Raw genomic sequence first — 17804 nt, 5'->3', positions numbered from 1 at the left:
CGTCAGTCCCCGGCGTTGCGCACGAGAGCGAGTTCGGCCGGTGAGGCCAACTCGTCGTGGCGCGGCAACACCCTCACGGTGTACCCGAACGGGCCGGAGCGGTCGATCGTGATGGGCCCGGAGAACGTCATGCGTCCCCCACCCAGCTCGGTCACGTCCTCGAGCGTGGCGTAGGACCGTTCGTGGATGTGATCGGTTTCCGAGACGCGCCCGTAGCTGACCTGCACGGTCACGTCCTCGGGGGTCAGCTCGCCCAGATCTACGTACGCGTTGACCGTGAGCTCGTCACCGATCTGCGGTTCCTGGCGCACACCGTGTGCGTCCACGTGCTCGATCCGCAGCTGCGGCCACGCGGTACGCACGCGCTCGACCCAGTGGGCCGTGCCGCGGGCCAGGGCGCCGTCGTCCGTGGTCACGCGCCGGCCGGCGACGCACGCGGGGACGTACAGCTCGTTGACGTAGTCGGTGAGCATCCGCCGGGCGGAGACCTTGGGCCCGAGGGTCGCGAGCGTGTGGCGCACCATGGCGAGCCACTGGTGCGGCACGGTGCTCGCTCGCGACGGCGCGGTGTCGGGTCCGGCCGCGGTCGTGGCGTCCTCGGAACCGTCACCGTAGAACCGCGGTGCCACGTGGCTCTCGATGAGTTCGTACAGCGCGGCGGCCTCGATGTCATCGCGCTCGTCCGTGCCGGCCTTGTTGTCCGCGGTGGGGATGGCCCAGCCGTTCTGCCCGTCGTACATCTCGTCCCACCACCCGTCCAGGACGGAAAGGTTGAGCCCGCCGTTGATCGCGGCCTTCATCCCGGAGGTCCCGCACGCCTCGAGCGGACGCAGCGGGTTGTTGAGCCACACGTCGCACCCCGGGAACAGGACACGCGCCATGGCGATGTCGTAGTTGGGCAGGAACACGATCCGGTGACGCACCTGCGGATCGTCCGTGAACCGTACGAGGTCCTGGATCATCCGCTTGCCCATCTCGTCCGCGGGGTGGGACTTGCCCGCGACCACCAACTGCACGGGGCGGCGGGGGTCCAATAGGATCCGCTTGAGCCGTTCCGGGTTGCGCAGCATGAGCGTGAGCCGCTTGTACGTGGGGACGCGGCGTGCGAAACCGATGGTCAGCACGTCCGGGTCCAGCACGGACTCCGTCCAGCCCAGTTCCGCGTCCGCAGCACCGCGGCGCTTCCACGAGGCCCGTAGACGCTCGCGGACGTCGTGCACGAGGCGTTCCCGCAGGGCGCGGCGGGTGGCCCAGAGCTCGGCGTCGGACACATTGTAGATCCTGCGCCAACGAGCGGCCGGGTTGGTGTCGTTCTCCTCCGGGTCCACGGCCATGCGCCACACGGCGGGGTCGATCCAGGAGGGGACGTGCACGCCGTTGGTCACCGAGGTGATCGGGACCTCCTCGGTGTCGAAGCCCTCCCACAGCCCGTGGAACATGGACCGGGACACGGCACCGTGGAGCTCGGCCACGCCATTGGCACGCTGGGCGAGCCGCAACCCCATGACCGCCATGTTGAATTTGCTCGGGTCACCGCCCGGCATGGTCTCCGCACCCAGCTCAAGCACGCGCTCGGAGGGGACATCCGGGGCGAGCCCCGCGGCGAGGACGTGGGCGATCTGATCGCGTTCGAAGCGGTCGATGCCGGCCGGGACCGGGGTGTGGGTCGTGAACACGGTCGCGGCGCGCACCGCGGTGAGTGCTTCCTCCCACATCATGGCCTGGGCGTCGGCCCCGGGGTTCATGAGTTCCTGGATCCGCTCGACGCCCAGGAAACCCGCGTGGCCCTCGTTGCAGTGGTAGACCTCCGGCGTGGGCGCACCCGTGATCCTGCTGTGCGCGCGCAGCGCCCGGATCCCTCCCATGCCCAGCAAGAGTTCCTGGTACAACCGGTGGTCGCTGCCGCCGCCATACAACCGGTCGGTGACGTTGCGTGCGGCGTCGTCGTTCTCGCTGATGTTGGAGTCCAGCAGCAGTAGCGGCACGCGGCCCACGTCCGCCCGCCAAATCTGCGCGGACAGCGTCCGGCCCTCGGGCAGCGGGAGAACCACGCGCGCGGGCGTACCGTCCGCTTCGCGCAGCAGGGTGAGAGGGAGTTCATCCGGGTCCAGCACCGGGTAGGTCTCCTGCTGCCAGCCGTCCCGGGACAGCGACTGCTTGAAGTACCCGGCCTGGTACAGCAATCCCACGCCCACCACGGGCACGCCCATGTCGGACGCGGTCTTCAAGTGGTCCCCGGCGAGGATCCCGAGTCCGCCCGAGTACTGCGGAAGCGCGGACGTGATGCCGTACTCGGCGCTGAAGTACGCCACGGCCGCCGGGGCGTCCTCGCCCTGCGTGCGCTGGTACCACTGGGGTTCGGTGAGGTAGGTGTCCAGATCGGCGTCGAGGTCGCGGATGCGTGCCACGAGCTCGGGGTCCGCGGCGATCTGCTGGATCTCCTCGCGCGTGAGCGAGCCCAGGAGCTTGACGGGGTCCCCGTGGACCGCGTCCCACGCGTGCGGGTTGAGTTCGGCGAAGAGGTCCTCGGTGGGCTGATGCCACGTCCATCGGAGGTTCTTGGCCAATCGTGAGAGTGCAGCGATCGACTCGGGCAGGACGGTGCGGACGGTGAACCTGTGGATGGCCTTCACGGTCCCGAGCCTAGCGGCTTCGGCCCCGCCGCTCCACGGGGTCCGACGTGTGACGCGAGCGCGTCGCCGTCGCGGTTCGGGGACCACGGCCACGGCCTTATGAATCGGGGCGTTTGTCGCTAACGTTGGTCTCGTGTCGCAGCAGAACTCACAGCCCCAGGGCCGCCGTCCGTCCTCAGATCCCGTGCCGGATCCCCACGCGGGCGATGCCCACCCGGACGTCGGGTCCCGCTTGACCCCGCCGGTCCCGGCCACGGGCGTTCCCGACGTCGCCCCCTCGGTACGCCGAGCGGAGCCCCACGACGATGCCGCTCGCGTCCCGTCCGCGCCGGAGGCAACCGAAGCGGCGTCGTCCGCCGGTGCCGGGCAGCCGGACGCCCACGCATATGCGGAACCGGGCGCGGCCGAGGAGGTCGCCGCGGTCGTAACACCTACCGAGGACACCGAATCCGAGGCGCAGCCCGCATCCGACCAACAGTCCGCACCCGGAGCGCAGCGCGAGCCCGACACGCAGTACGAGCCCGACACTCAGTCCGCACCTGATCCGCACGCCGAAGCCGCGGCGCAGGCCCCGGCCGAGCAGGACACCGATTCCGGGGACGACGAGCACCTGGCGGACTTCCCGTCGGACGATCTCGTGTACGGGCGGATCCCCGTGACGGACGTGAGCCCCGTGATCGAGGGTGGGCGTTTCCCCGCCACGGCCGTTCCCGGTGAGGACATCCGGGTGAGCGCGACCGTGTTCCGCGAGGGTCATGACTCCCTCGGTGTGACCGCGGTGCTGTACGACCCGCAGGGCCGTGAGACCCAGCGCCGACTCATGACGCTCGTGGCCCCCGGGACGGACCGCTACGAGGCGTGGCTGCGTCCCGAGTACGAGGGCCCCTGGAGTTTCGCGGTGGAGGGCTGGTCGGATCTCTACGACACGTGGCACCACGCCGCGCAGATCAAGTTGGGGGTCGGCCAGGACGTCGAGCTCATGTTCCAGGAAGCGGCCCTGCTCTTCGACGCCGCCTCCAAGGAGTCCGATCGCTCGACCGATGAGGCCCGGGTCTTCGAGGACGCCGCCGAAGCGATGGCGGACACCGACCGCACGCCGGAACAGCGGTGGGAGATCGCCACGTCCCCGCAGCTCCTGGACTACGTTCGTGAGCGGCCGCTGCGCGATCTGCTCAGCTCGTCCCCGCGCTACCCGCTCGGCGTCGAGCGCGAGGCCGCGGGTCGTGGTGCGTGGTACGAGTTCTTCCCGCGCTCCGAGGGCGCCACGTACGACCCCGAGACGGGCGAGTGGACCCCGGGGACGTTCCGCACGGCCATCGCGGCCCTGGACCGGGCCGCGGCCATGGGCTTCGACGTCGCGTACCTCCCGCCCATCCACCCGATCGGGCGCAACCACCGCAAGGGGCCGAACAACACCCTCACGGCCGGACCCCAGGACCCCGGTTCCCCGTGGGCCATCGGTGGGCCGGAGGGCGGTCACGACACGATCCACCCGGACCTCGGGAGCTTCGAGGACTTCGACGCGTTCGTCGCGCACGCCCGTGATCTCGGTCTCGAGGTCGCGCTGGACCTCGCGCTGCAGGCGTCCCCGGATCACCCGTGGGTCGCCGAGCACCCGCAGTGGTTCACGACCCGCGCGGACGGCAGCATCGCCTACGCCGAGAACCCGCCCAAGAAGTACCAGGACATCTACCCCCTGAACTTCGACAACGACCCCGAGGGCCTCGCCGCCGAGATACTGCGGGTCGTGGAGCTGTGGATCGGTCACGGCGTGGACATCTTCCGCGTGGACAACCCGCACACCAAGCCCCTGTGGTTTTGGGAGTGGCTGATCGCCAGGGTGCGCAAGAACCACCCGGACACGGTGTTCCTCGCGGAGGCGTTCACGCGTCCGGCCATGATGCAGGGGCTGGCCAAGGCCGGGTTCCAGCAGTCCTACTCGTACTTCACGTGGCGCAACACCAAGGAGGAGATCGAGGAGTACCTCCAGGAGATCTCCCACGAGACCTCCGGGTTCTACCGGCCCAACTTCTTCGTGAACACCCCGGACATCCTCACCGAGTACCTGCAGTTCGGTGGCCCGGCCGCGTTCAAGGTGCGCGCGGCCCTGGCGGCCACCGCGTCCCCGCTGTGGGGCGTGTACGCCGGCTTCGAGTTGTTCGAGAACGTCGCTCGTCCCGGGGCGGAGGAGTACATGGACAACGAGAAGTTCCAGTTGCGCCCGCGCAACTTCGACGCCGCCGTGGAACGCGGCGAGTCGCTCGCGCCGTACATCACGCGGCTGAACCGGATCCGCAAGGACCATCCCGCACTCGGGGACCTGCAGAACCTCACGCTGCAGAATTCCACGGACGACGCCATCGTGGCCTACAGCAAGACCAAGACCGTGGAACGGGGCGGCGAGCAGGTCCGGGACACCGTGATCGTGGTGCTCAACACGGACCCGCACAGCGCGCGGGAGGCCACCGTGTGGCTGGACCTCGACTCCCTGGACCTGCGGGGCCAGGACTTCAACGAGGACGGCTCTTTCTGGGTGGACGACCTGATCTCCGGTGCGAGCTGGAAGTGGGGCACCCACAACTACGTGCGCCTGGATCCGTACGTGGAACCCGCGCACGTGCTCAGCGTCCGCCGCGGGGTCAAGTGAGCGAGCGCCGTCGCGATGCGCCCCGACCGCTGAGCGCGGCGCACCACGGCGGCCGGCACCCCGCACCCGTCATGACCGACACGCACGTTTCTCCGAGAGGGCAGTCCAGCCGACCATGAGCACCACTCCTTTCCAACTCAACGCTCCCGGGCTCGCGCACGACCCGGACTGGTTCCGCAAGGCCGTGTTCTACGAGGTGCTCGTGCGAGCCTTCTCGGACGCCAACGGTGACGGCTCCGGCGACTTCTCGGGTCTGATCGACAAACTCGACTACCTGCAGTGGCTCGGGATCGATTGCTTGTGGCTGCCCCCGTTCTACGAGTCCCCGCTGCGGGACGGCGGCTACGACATCTCCGACTACTACTCCGTGCTGGACGAGTTCGGCACCGTGAGCGACTTCAAGCGACTAGTCGCGGAGGCCCACGCGCGGGGTCTGCGGGTCATCACCGACCTGCCGCTGAACCACACCTCGGACCAGCACCCGTGGTTCCAGGCCTCCCGGGAGGACCCGGAGGGGCCGTACGGCGATTTCTACGTGTGGTCGGACACGGACGAGAAATACCAGGACGCGCGGATCATCTTCGTGGACACCGAGGTCTCCAACTGGACCTTCGACCCCGTGCGGCGGCAGTTCTTCTGGCACCGGTTCTTCTCCCACCAGCCGGACCTGAACTTCGAGAACCCCAAGGTCGTCGAGGCCGTGTTCGACGTCGTGAAGTTCTGGCTGGACATGGGCATCGACGGCTTCCGCGCGGACGCCATCCCCTACCTCATCGAGGAGGAGGGGACCAACTGCGAGAACCTGCCCGGGACCCACGACTTCCTCGTGCGGCTGCGCGAGATGGTGGACCGCGAGTACCCCGGCCGCGTGATCATCGCGGAGGCCAACCAGATGCCGCACGAGGTCGTGGAGTACTTCGGCACGGAGCAGGCGCCCGAGTGCCACATGTGCTTCCACTTCCCGATCATGCCGCGGATCTACTACTCGTTGCGCGATCAGAAGGCCGCGCCCATCGTCTCCACCATGGAGCACACGCCGCAGATCCCGCGGGGCACGCAGTGGGGCACGTTCCTGCGCAACCACGACGAGTTGACGCTCGAGATGGTCACGAGCGAGGAACGCCAGGCCATGCTCGGGTGGTACGCCCCGGATTCGCGCATGCGCGCGAACATCGGTATCCGACGCCGCTTGGCACCCCTGCTCGACAACTCCCGCGCGGAGCTCGAACTCGCGCACGCGCTGTTGTTGTCCCTGCCCGGGTCGCCGTTCCTGTACTACGGGGACGAGATCGGCATGGGGGACAACATCTGGCTCGACGACCGCGACGCGTCCCGCACACCCATGCAGTGGACCCCCGACCGCAACGCCGGCTTCTCCACCGCGGATCCGGGCAAGCTCTACCTCCCGGTCGTGCAGTCGCTCGTCTACAACTACGCGCAGACGAACGTGGAGACGCAGCTCGCGTCGTCCTCCTCCCTGCTGCACTGGATCCGGCAGATGCTCATGGTGCGCAAGGCGCACCCGGCGTTCGGTCTGGGGGACTACGTCAACGTGAGCACGGACCACGAATCCGTCCTGGCGTTCCTGCGCCGCTTGAGCCCGCAGGACGCGGACGACGGCGTGGGGGAGACCCTGCTGTGCGTGTTCAACCTTTCCCACGTCCCCGCGAGCTGCAGCGTGCACCTGGCCGAGTACGCGGGCCGGGGCACCCGGGAACTGTTCGGCGGTGAACCGTTCGGCTCCTTCTCGGAACAGGGCGACTACCGCATCACGCTCGGTTCGCAGGACTTCTTCTGGCTCCGGTTGCGCACGACCCCCGGCACGGACGGTTCCCACCCCGAGACGGTGGCCATGCCCATCATCAAGCCCGCGCGCAACGAGTGAGCGCGCGCGGGTACGGCCCGCGCGCGAAGCAGTGATTGTCCAGACGAAAGCGGGGGACCCTCCATGACGGATCAGCAATTTCTCGACAGGTTGCGCGACTGGTTGCCGCGGCAGCGGTGGTTCCCGTTCACGGCCACCCCGGACCAGTTGCGCTTGAGCGTCGTGGGCCGCGCGACCCTGGATTCCGGCACCGGATCGCATCGCGGCACGGAACGCATCATGTTCCTGGTCCAGGCCACGGTGGGCGAGCGCAGCGAATTACTCAACGTACCGGTCGTGCGCAGCACCGAAGCCCTGCCCGAGCTCGAGCGCTTCGCGATCGGCAGCTATTGCTCCGGCGGCCCGGACCGTCCCCTGCCCGAGCAGCTGATCGCGGGTGCGGAGGCCTCGGCCTCGTTCCTGCGCCGCGCCATCTCGCACGCGGGTTCTTTCCGCGAACGACGCCGCTCGGAGCGCTCGCGGACCGCCCAACCCATCACCTCGGAGGACTCCCCGGAGGCCGGTCAAACCGCCGGCGCCCAGGAGAAGGCCGGCGCGTCCGGTCGTAGTGAGGCCCGCGCCGATGCACAGGGCAGCGAGAGCACCACCGCGGACGAGACGGCCACGTTCCACCTCTACGACGCCGTGGGGGACCCAGGTTTCATGGACCGGGTGCTGCGGATCATGGATGCGCAGCTGACCGAGGGCGGGGTGCTGCGCCACGGGATGGGCCTGCACGGCCGCTACACCGGGGCCATGAACACGGATTATCGGATTGCCTCCGCGGATCAGGTGCGGGTGATCTCCTCAGAGCAGTCCAACACGTCCGTGATCCTCACCCCGCAGGACGCAGAGGACTCGGATTCGGCGCTGGGCGGCGACGCGGTGATCGTGAAGTTCTTCCGCGTGGTGGGGGAGGGGCGCAACCCGGACGTGGAGGTGGGCGTCAAACTCACGTCGCACGGTTCCACCGCGGTCCCGGCCACGGCTGGATGGCTCGACGCCCAGTGGCGCCAGGGCCTGGTCACCACGTCCGGTCAGCTCGCGGTGGCCGCCCAGTTCCTGGCCGATTCGCGGGACGCGTGGGCCATGGCCCTGGATGCGGCGAGCCATGCCCGGGACTTCTCCGAGCTCGCGGCCGAGCTGGGTGCCACGACCGCGCGCGTCCACGCCGACCTCCTCGGCGCCTTCGACCCCGTCACCGCGAACGACGATGCTCGGCGCCGGTTCCTGGACGACCTCGCCTCGCGGATCCGCTGGGCGTGGGAGTCCTGCGGGGACTACTTCGATTCCTACCAGGCCGAGGTCGAGGACCTGCTCGAGCAGCTGTCCCGGATCCGGGAGATCCCCGCCCTGCAACGGATCCACGGTGATTACCACCTGGGCCAGGTGCTGCACAACGACGCCCAGGGGTTCCGGATCCTGGACTTCGAGGGTGAGCCCCTACGACCCATTAAGGAGCGTGTCCGCCCGGACGTGGCCCTGCGCGACGTCGTCGGCATGCTGCGCTCGTTCGACTATGCGGGCGCCATGGCCGCGCGCGAGCGGGACGAGGACATGAGCGCCTGGACCGACGCGGTCTCGGACGCGTTCCTCGAGGGGTACGCCCGCACGAGCGATTCTGGCGTGGACCGGGATTCGGTGCTCTTCCGCGCCCTGTGGCTTGACAAGAGCCTGTACGAAGTGGTCTACGAGCAGCGCAACCGCCCGGGCTGGGTCGCGGTCCCGGCCGGTGCCGTGGTGCGTTCGCTTGAACGTGCGCGCTCCCGTAACGTGAGGCGTGAAACACACGAGAGCCACACACCTGCATCCAGAACCGAGGATTTCGTGACCCCTGAACACCCCGAGAACACCGGCCCCGCGGCGTCGTCGACTCCTACGGGCCCCGAATCCACGCCGACCCCGGCATCCGAGTCCGCGCAGCACGCCGACGGCCGGGCGCCGTCGGCGGAACCGCGCAACGCGCGGGGCGCTGCGTCGGAGGCGACCGGGACGAACGACGCGTCGGCTCGGACCACCGACGGTAATGACGTGACGGCTCCGGCGGAGACCGCGGGCGGGAACCATGCGTCAACTCGGGCCGGGACTTCCCAGCAGAGCGTCGCAGCGGCGTCGGAACGGGAGCACCCCGCGGGCGGGCCCGTGCCCGTGAGCGCGGACGTGCTCGCAGCGGTGGCCGAGGGGCGCTACCACGATCCCCACGCGGTGCTCGGGGCGCACTTCAACCCGGACGGTTCGGTGACCATCCGGACCCTGCGACGCTTCGCGACGCACGTCTCGGTGCGCACGCTCAACGGGACGTTCCCCCTCGAGCACGAGTGGGGTGGGATCTTCACCGGCGTGGTCCCCGCGCACGACGAGGGCAAGATCCCCGACTACCGCGTCCTGGTGACCTATGCGGGCAAGGAGCCCGCCGAGGTCGACGACCCCTACCGCTTCGCGCCCACCCTGGGCGAGCTGGACCTGCACCTGATCGGCGAGGGCCGGCACGAGACCCTGTGGACCGTGCTCGGTGCCCACGTGCACCACTACCCGTCCTCCATGGGGGACGTCTCCGGCGTGAGCTTTGCGGTGTGGGCCCCCAATGCCCGGGCCGTGCGCGTGATTGGTGACTTCAACGGGTGGGACGGTTCCGAGCATGCCATGCGCTCGCTGGGTTCCAGCGGTGTGTGGGAAGTGTTCGTGCCCGGCATGGGCTCCGGAGACACCTACAAGTTCCGGATCCGGGCGGCGGACGGCTCGTGGCGGGACAAGGCGGACCCCATGGCCTTCGGCACCGAGATCCCGCCGTCCACCGCGTCGCGCGTGTTCGAGTCCTCCTACGAGTTCCAGGACGACGCGTGGATGCAGGCCCGCGCGGCCAAGGATCCCCACAACGCACCCATGAGCGTGTACGAGATGCACATCGGCTCGTGGCGCATGGGTCTCGGCTACGTGGATCTCGCCCGCGAACTCGTGGAGTACCTCACGTGGCAGGGCTTCACCCACGTGGAGTTCATGCCCGTTGCGGAGCACCCCTTCGGTGGTTCGTGGGGTTACCAGGTCACCGGCTACTACGCGCCGTCGTCGCGCTTCGGTTCCCCGGACGAGTTCCGCTACCTCGTGGACCAGCTGCACCAGGCCGGCATCGGTGTGCTCGTGGACTGGGTCCCCGGCCACTTCCCCAAGGACGAGTGGGCGCTCGCCAAGTTCGACGGGCAACCGCTCTACGAGCACCCGGACCCCCGCCGCGGCGAGCACAAGGACTGGGGCACGCTAATCTTCGATTACGGCCGCCGGGAGGTGCGCAACTTCCTCGTGGCCAACGCGAACTACTGGCTCGAGGAGTTCCACGTGGACGGGCTTCGCGTGGACGCCGTGGCCTCCATGCTCTACCTGGACTACTCGCGCAACGACGGCGAGTGGGAGCCCAACCAGTACGGCGGACGCGAGAACCTCGAGGCCATCGCGTTCCTGCAGGAGGCCAACGCCACCGCGTACCGGCGCAATCCCGGGATCGTCATGGTTGCGGAGGAGTCCACGTCCTTCCCAGGGGTCACCAAACCCACGAGCGCCGGCGGTCTCGGCTTCGGGATCAAGTGGAACATGGGGTGGATGCACGACAGTCTCGAGTACATGGCCGAGGATCCCGTCAACCGGCACTACCACCACAACAAGGCCACGTTCTCCATGGTCTACGCCTACTCGGAGAACTTCGTCCTCCCCATCTCCCACGACGAGGTCGTGTACGGCAAGGGCTCCCTGCTGCGCAAGATGCCGGGTGACCGGTGGCAGCAGCTCGCCAACGTGCGCGCGTACCTTGCATACATGTGGGCCCACCCGGGTAAGCAGCTGATCTTCATGGGCACCGAGTACGCCCAGGAGTCTGAGTGGTCCCAGGAGCACGGCCTGGACTGGTGGCTCTCCGAGACCCCACCGCACCACGGCGTGCAGGAGCTGGTGAAGAGCCTCAATGAGATCTACCGCGAGACCCCGGCCCTGTACGCACGGGACAATGACCCGTCCGGTTTCGAGTGGATCGACGCCAACGACGCCAAGCGCAACACGCTGTCCTTCACCCGATGGGACGACCAGGGCAACCCGCTCGTGTGCGTGGCCAACTTCGCGGGCAACACCCACGAGCGCTTCCGGTTGGGTCTGCCGTGGGCGGGTGAGTGGGACGAGGTGCTCAACACGGACTCCGACATCTTCGGTGGTTCCGGCGTGGGCAACCTGGGCCGGGTCACCGCGGCCGAGGGTGCATACAACGGGAAGCCGGCATCCGCCGAGGTCACCGTCCCTCCGCTCGCGGTGTTGTTCCTGAAGCCGGCCAAGGGCGCGAGCACCAGCCCGACGGCGCGCGACCGGGACTGATCAGGTCACGCATCATTGAATGCAGAACCCGCGGGAGCACGTGCTCCCGCGGGTTCTCCATCTCCGGAGGGTTCGCCGTCTCAGGTTTGCCGTCTCCGGTGGGGGCGTGTAATGTCTTCCGAGTTGCCACGGCAGCGGCCGCGAAGGCCGAACGGGGCAACGAAACGGAGTCGATCCCACCACTGACGAGCCGCGCACAACGGCGAGAAGGTGTGCTAGGATGGTTCCCCGCAAGCCGCTGAAGAGCGGTGACAGCAGGAAGCAATCGAGGTTCATTTCGAGTTGCAGCCCGGGTCACCCGCAGCTAAGCTTGCAGATCGCAACCGACCGTTGTGGCCCTGGTGAGGGGCTGTGTGGTGTGGTTTGTTGTTTGTCAACTCAATAGTGTGTCTAGTTTGTTGATACCAAAGTTTTTTTGTTTTTGGTTGATGGCCTGACAGTCCCCTGGGTGTTTTCCCGTTTCCTGGGGGTGTTGGGTGTCAGCTGGGATCCTGCCCTGGTTCTGCTGCGCTGTTTGGTGTGGTGGTGGGGTGGTTTCTGTTGAATGTTTTTTGACGGAGAGTTTGATCCTGGCTCAGGACGAACGCTGGCGGCGTGCTTAACACATGCAAGTCGAACGCTGAAGCTTGGTGCTTGCACTGGGTGGATGAGTGGCGAACGGGTGAGTAATACGTGAGTAACCTGCCCTTGACTCTGGGATAAGCCTGGGAAACTGGGTCTAATACTGGATATGACCTCCTGTCGCATGGTGGGGGGTGGAAAGGGTTTGTACTGGTTGTGGATGGGCTCACGGCCTATCAGCTTGTTGGTGGGGTAATGGCCTACCAAGGCGACGACGGGTAGCCGGCCTGAGAGGGTGACCGGCCACACTGGGACTGAGACACGGCCCAGACTCCTACGGGAGGCAGCAGTGGGGAATATTGCACAATGGGCGCAAGCCTGATGCAGCGACGCCGCGTGAGGGATGACGGCCTTCGGGTTGTAAACCTCTTTCAGCACGGAAGAAGCGAAAGTGACGGTACGTGCAGAAGAAGCGCCGGCTAACTACGTGCCAGCAGCCGCGGTAATACGTAGGGCGCAAGCGTTGTCCGGAATTATTGGGCGTAAAGAGCTCGTAGGCGGTTTGTCGCGTCTGCTGTGAAAGCCCGGGGCTTAACCCCGGGTGTGCAGTGGGTACGGGCAGACTTGAGTGCAGTAGGGGAGACTGGAACTCCTGGTGTAGCGGTGAAATGCGCAGATATCAGGAAGAACACCGATGGCGAAGGCAGGTCTCTGGGCTGTTACTGACGCTGAGGAGCGAAAGCATGGGGAGCGAACAGGATTAGATACCCTGGTAGTCCATGCCGTAAACGTTGGGCACTAGGTGTGGGGGACATTCCACGTTTTCCGCGCCGTAGCTAACGCATTAAGTGCCCCGCCTGGGGAGTACGGCCGCAAGGCTAAAACTCAAAGGAATTGACGGGGGCCCGCACAAGCGGCGGAGCATGCGGATTAATTCGATGCAACGCGAAGAACCTTACCAAGGCTTGACATACACCGGATCGGCTCAGAGATGGGTTTTCCTCCTTGTGGGGCTGGTGTACAGGTGGTGCATGGTTGTCGTCAGCTCGTGTCGTGAGATGTTGGGTTAAGTCCCGCAACGAGCGCAACCCTCGTTCTATGTTGCCAGCACGTGATGGTGGGGACTCATAGGAGACTGCCGGGGTCAACTCGGAGGAAGGTGGGGATGACGTCAAATCATCATGCCCCTTATGTCTTGGGCTTCACGCATGCTACAATGGCCAGTACAATGGGTTGCGATACCGTGAGGTGGAGCTAATCCCAAAAAGCTGGTCTCAGTTCGGATCGTGGTCTGCAACTCGACCACGTGAAGTCGGAGTCGCTAGTAATCGCAGATCAGCAACGCTGCGGTGAATACGTTCCCGGGCCTTGTACACACCGCCCGTCAAGTCACGAAAGTTGGTAACACCCGAAGCCGGTGGCCTAACCCTTGTGGGGGGAGCCGTCGAAGGTGGGACTGGCGATTGGGACTAAGTCGTAACAAGGTAGCCGTACCGGAAGGTGCGGCTGGATCACCTCCTTTCTAAGGAGCACGCTAACCGGCCGGGTGGCTGGTGGCCCCACAGACCACGAGATCGTGGTGCGCCGTTGAGTCGGTGGTGGGTGTTTTGCTCATGGGTGGAATATCAGCAAGCGGACACGGATACTACGCACACGGGAACACTGCCGGCTTGGATGGTTGGTGGTGGTGTGTGTGGGGGTTCGTGGTGGCACATTGTTGGGTTGTCGATCAACAAGTTACGTTGGTTGGTTTCCTGGGACACTGACGCATCCATTGTGGTGGGTGTGTGGTGTTGGTGGGTTGTTGTTTGTCAACTACATAGTGGACGCGAGCATCTTTGACGCCGCGTGCATCTGGTCACACGATGATCACGGTCGAGGGGTTTTCGGATTCCTGGTTGTGGTGGTGTGGTGGGTGTGTGTGGTGTGTTCTTTGATGATTATTTTGTGTTGTGTGGCGTAGAAGTTGTTACGGGCACACGGTGGATGCCTTGGCATCAGGAGCTGATGAAGGACGTGGAAATCTGCGATAAGCCTCGGGGAGCTGATAAACGAGCTGTGATCCGAGGGTCTCCGAATGGGGTAACCCGGCTGCGTATCATGCGTGGTCACTCGTATCTGAATTCATAGGGTGCGAGGAGGAACGTGGGGAAGTGAAACATCTCAGTACCCATAGGAAGAGAAAACAATAGTGATTCCGTGAGTAGTGGCGAGCGAAAGCGGATGGTGGCTAAACCGGTTGTGTGTGATACCTGGCGAGGGTTGCATGATCGGGGTTGTGGGATGCGTTGTTCTCGGGGTCGCCACCCCGGGCGCTGTGGCGCTGTGGTAGTCGAACTGGTGGTGAGTGCCAGACCGTAGGGGGTGTGAGTCCCGTAGACGAAACCGTGGTGTGCGTGGTGTGACGTTGTTCCCGAGTAGCACGGGGCCCGTGAAATCTCGTGTGAATCTGCCAGGACCACCTGGTAAGCCTGAATACTTCCTGATGACCGATAGCGGATCAGTACCGTGAGGGAATGGTGAAAAGTACCCCGGGAGGGGAGTGAAATAGTACCTGAAACCGTGTGCTTACAAGCCGTTGGAGCCTTTTGGGGTGACAGCGTGCCTTTTGAAGAATGAGCCTGCGAGTTAGTGTTACGTCGCGAGATTAACCCGTGTGGGGTAGTCGTAGCGAAAGCGAGTCTGAATAGGGCGTTGTGTAGTGGCGTGATCTAGACCCGAAGCGGGGTGATCTACCCATGGCCAGGTTGAAGCGCGTGTAAGAGCGCGTGGAGGACCGAACCCACTTCAGTTGAAAATGGAGGGGATGAGCTGTGGGTAGGGGTGAAAGGCCAATCAAACTCCGTGATAGCTGGTTCTCCCCGAAATGCATTTAGGTGCAGCGTTGCGTGTTGCTTCCCGGAGGTAGAGCTACTGGATGGCTGATGGGCCCTACAAGGTTACTGACGTCAACCAAACTCCGAATGCCGGTGAAGTGTAAGCGTGGCAGTGAGACTGTGGGGGATAAGCTTCATAGTCGAAAGGGAAACAGCCCAGACCATCAACTAAGGCCCCTAAGCGTGTGCTAAGTGGGAAAGGATGTGGAGTTGCTTAGACAACCAGGAGGTTGGCTTAGAAGCAGCCACCCTTGAAAGAGTGCGTAATAGCTCACTGGTCAAGTGATTCCGCGCCGATAATGTAGCGGGGCTCAAGTACACCGCCGAAGTTGTGGCATGACACCGTATAGCCGAGCCGTTTGTGGTTGAGGTGGTGTTGTGGGTAGGGGAGCGTCGTTGGGGTAGTGAAGCTGCGGGGTGACCCAGTGGTGGAACCTCAACGAGTGAGAATGCAGGCATGAGTAGCGATAGACGGGTGAGAAACCCGTCCGCCGGATGATCAAGGGTTCCAGGGTCAAGCTAATCTGCCCTGGGTGAGTCGGGACCTAAGGCGAGGCCGACAGGCGTAGTCGATGGACAACGGGTTGATATTCCCGTACCGACGAAGAACCGACCCTATCGAACCGGGGATACTAACCACCCGAACCATCACGATCCGTGGCCGTTTACGGTCACGGGAGTGTGTGGGGAGCGTGGGACCTGATCCGGGGAGGTAAACGTGTTAACAGGTGTGACGCAGGAAGGTAGCCGAGCCAGGCGATGGTTGTCCTGGTCTAAGCATGTAGGGCGACCCGTTGGTAAATCCGCGGGTCATGGGCCTGAGATGTGATGGGACTCTCTTAGGTGAGGGAATTCGGTGATCCTATGCTGCCAAGAAAAGCATCGACGTGAGGTTCTAGTCGCCCGTACCCTAAACCGACACAGGTGATCAGGTAGAGAATACTAAGGCGTTCGAGAGAATCATGGTTAAGGAACTCGGCAAAATGCCCCCGTAACTTCGGGAGAAGGGGGGCCCTGGTTGGTGAACACCCACGCGGTGTGAGCTGGTCGGGGTCGCAGAGGCTAGAGGGAAGCGACTGTTTATCAAAAACACAGGTCCGTGCGAAGTCGTAAGACGATGTATACGGACTGACTCCTGCCCGGTGCTGGAAGGTTAAGAGGACTCGTTAAACCCTTCGGGGTTGAAGCGGAGAATTTAAGCCCCAGTAAACGGCGGTGGTAACTATAACCATCCTAAGGTAGCGAAATTCCTTGTCGGGTAAGTTCCGACCTGCACGAATGGAGTAACGACTTCCCTACTGTCTCAACCATGAACTCGGCGAAATTGCAGTACGAGTAAAGATGCTCGTTTCGCGCAGCAGGACGGAAAGACCCCGAGACCTTTACTATAGTTTGGTATTGGTGTTCGGTGTGGCTTGTGTAGGATAGGTGGGAGACTGTGAAGCCGTCACGCTAGTGGTGGTGGAGTCGTTGTTGAAATACCACTCTGGTCACTCTGGATATCTAACTTCGGCCCGTGATCCGGGTCAGGGACAGTGCCTGATGGGTAGTTTAACTGGGGCGGTTGCCTCCTAAAGAGTAACGGAGGCGCCCAAAGGTTCCCTCAGCCTGGTCGGCAATCAGGTGTTGAGTGTAAGTGCACAAGGGAGCTTGACTGTGAGAGTGACAGCTCGAGCAGGGACGAAAGTCGGGACTAGTGATCCGGCGGTACATTGTGGAATGGCCGTCGCTCAACGGATAAAAGGTACCTCGGGGATAACAGGCTGATCTTGCCCAAGAGTCCATATCGACGGCATGGTTTGGCACCTCGATGTCGGCTCGTCGCATCCTGGGGCTGGAGTTGGTCCCAAGGGTTGGGCTGTTCGCCCATTAAAGCGGTACGCGAGCTGGGTTCAGAACGTCGTGAGACAGTTCGGTCCCTATCCGCTGCGTGCGTTGGAAATTTGTGGAGGCCTGTCCTTAGTACGAGAGGACCGGGACGGACGAACCTCTGGTATGTCAGTTGTTCCGCCAGGAGCACCGCTGATTAGCTACGTTCGGGATTGATAACCGCTGAAAGCATCTAAGCGGGAAGCTTGCTCCGAGATGAGATTTCCTGACCTCCTTGGTGGGGTGTGAGGTGCCCAGTAGACGACTGGGTTGATAGGCCAGATGTGGAAGCGTTGCAAGACGTGGAGCTGACTGGTACTAATACACCGAAGACTTCTACACACACAGCCTTCATTCGAAGAATGTGATGTTCGCGTCCACCATGTGGTTGACCACCAACAACCCCCCACCCCCCAGCCTGTGGGCTGATGGGTGGGCTGGGGGTAGTGGTTGGTAATATAATAAAGCTTGGTCCACGAAACACGGGACCCCATGGTTTCATCACCCCACGCATGGTTGCTGGTAGTCACCGTGCACGGGGTTGGTGGCAGGGTTTCCGGTGGTTATAGCGTGGGGGAAACGCCCGGTCCCATCCCGAACCCGGTAGCTAAGACCCACAGCGCTGATGGTACTGCACTCGGAAGGGTGTGGGAGAGTAAGACACCGCCGGGATTAACATGAAAGAAAGAAGTGGTCGAGGCCGCACCCCCTTAGGGGCGCGGCCTCCCACCATTTAACACGCCTATTCCTGAGCACCGGCGCGAACACCAAGCCCACCCACGAACACCCAGCCCACTCGCGAGCCCCGTTGAACGCACGATCACCAGCACACGCCCCCAGGCTCCCAGCCCGGGGACTTTTTCCATGTGTCCCATGGGTAGCCTCTCTGAGTCCTTACCCCTTCCGTTCCGGGAATGGGCATTCAACGAATGATTCCCGTTGTCGCCACATCGCATCCCGGTGACGCCTTGCGTGACGCCGCTCACCGCGGATGCAACGAT

Annotated in this window: 4 protein-coding genes and 3 rRNA genes; 6 read left to right on the top strand and 1 reads right to left on the bottom strand. The window is 64.4% G+C overall.

Annotation, left to right across the window (positions count from 1 at the left end):
* Positions 1–2: 2 nt before the first annotated feature.
* On the bottom strand, positions 3–2633 hold the full coding sequence (gene glgP / locus HBK84_RS09955) for an alpha-glucan family phosphorylase (RefSeq protein WP_085108340.1): 2631 nt from the start codon (positions 2631–2633) through the stop codon (positions 3–5).
* Between the two features lie 133 nt (positions 2634–2766).
* On the opposite strand from glgP, the gene HBK84_RS09950 reads away from it, so the two are divergent.
* The 6 genes from HBK84_RS09950 (at position 2767) to rrf (ending at position 17475) form a co-directional block, all read left to right on the top strand.
* Positions 2767–5280 (top strand): maltotransferase domain-containing protein, encoded by a 2514-nt coding sequence (locus HBK84_RS09950; RefSeq protein ID WP_370520529.1) that lies wholly within the window; start codon positions 2767–2769, stop codon positions 5278–5280.
* A gap of 115 nt (positions 5281–5395) precedes the next feature.
* Positions 5396–7165: a maltose alpha-D-glucosyltransferase gene (gene treS / locus HBK84_RS09945; RefSeq protein WP_144998980.1), complete on the top strand. Its 1770-nt coding sequence runs from the start codon at positions 5396–5398 to the stop codon at positions 7163–7165.
* Positions 7166–7228: 63 nt separating this feature from the next.
* Positions 7229–11497: a 1,4-alpha-glucan branching protein GlgB gene (gene glgB, locus HBK84_RS09940; RefSeq protein ID WP_167318793.1), complete on the top strand. Its 4269-nt coding sequence runs from the start codon at positions 7229–7231 to the stop codon at positions 11495–11497.
* A gap of 551 nt (positions 11498–12048) precedes the next feature.
* A 16S ribosomal RNA gene (locus HBK84_RS09935) occupies positions 12049–13580 on the top strand.
* A gap of 437 nt (positions 13581–14017) precedes the next feature.
* Positions 14018–17145, top strand: a 23S ribosomal RNA gene (locus HBK84_RS09930).
* A gap of 213 nt (positions 17146–17358) precedes the next feature.
* Positions 17359–17475 (top strand): 5S ribosomal RNA (gene rrf, locus HBK84_RS09925).
* The 16S, 23S and 5S rRNA genes sit together here, the layout of an rRNA operon.
* The last annotated feature ends 329 nt before the right edge of the window (positions 17476–17804 follow it).

Source organism: Kocuria sp. KD4, assembly GCF_011769905.1.
Lineage (GTDB): Bacteria > Actinomycetota > Actinomycetes > Actinomycetales > Micrococcaceae > Kocuria > Kocuria marina.
Note: the sequence above shows the minus strand (reverse complement) of the source record. Positions and strands in the feature narration are given on the sequence as shown.

Excerpts from the sequence above, each read along its gene's own strand:
- treS (WP_144998980.1), top strand. The coding sequence starts at position 5,396 with ATGAGCACCACTCCTTTCCAACTCAACGCTCCCGGGCTCGCGCACGAC.
- glgB (WP_167318793.1), top strand. The coding sequence starts at position 7,229 with ATGACGGATCAGCAATTTCTCGACAGGTTGCGCGACTGGTTGCCGCGG.